General features: G+C 51.1%; 1 pseudogene. It reads right to left on the bottom strand.

Annotation, left to right across the window (positions count from 1 at the left end):
• Window positions 1–630: pseudogene (locus ACFQZJ_RS14340) on the bottom strand (gliding motility-associated C-terminal domain-containing protein); the annotation flags it as partial.

Raw genomic sequence — 630 nt, 5'->3', positions numbered from 1 at the left:
CACAAAGAATAGTAATATCCTCAAAATTAGGGTCCATTAATCTATCATCAATCGGGTCTAAGTAATCAGGAGTACCATCACTATCGGTATCGTCGTTGGTAGGGTCTCCGTCACCATCGGCATCCTCGTCCGGTGTATCGATACCGTCTCCATCATCGTCAAGATCACGATAGTTCACATCCTCCGTACCATCCGTATCAGGGAGGTCGTTCGCAGGGTCGTTAATTTCATCGTTTACGTCGAACCCGTCGTTTAGGTCACTGCCTTCGTAGCCATCGTCCAGCCCGTCGCCATCGGCATCCGTACCCGTAAAAGTCCAATCCGGAATACCGTCAACGTTAAAGTCGTTCCCCTCGTTGTTATCGGGTACGGTGTCGTTATCGGAATCCAGATCTAGATAATCCGGAGCATCGGTACCATCGGTGTTGACAGGGGTAAGGCCTTGGTCACCGCTAAATTCGTATGCATCGTCCAGCCCGTCGTTGTCGGAATCGTTCCCGGTAGGAGGGATGTAACCAGCCGTGGTCTGCGCCTCTACATTGGTAGGGATACCGTCGTTGTCGTCGTCGATATCGATACTATCGGGAAGTCCGTCCCCATCGGTATCTATAGTACCATCACCTTCATCGG

It is taken from the genome of Maribacter chungangensis, assembly GCF_042676845.1.
In the GTDB taxonomy this organism is placed as follows: domain Bacteria; phylum Bacteroidota; class Bacteroidia; order Flavobacteriales; family Flavobacteriaceae; genus Maribacter; species Maribacter chungangensis.
The sequence above is the reverse complement of the archived record's forward strand: the minus strand, read 5'-3'. Positions and strand labels throughout refer to the sequence as shown.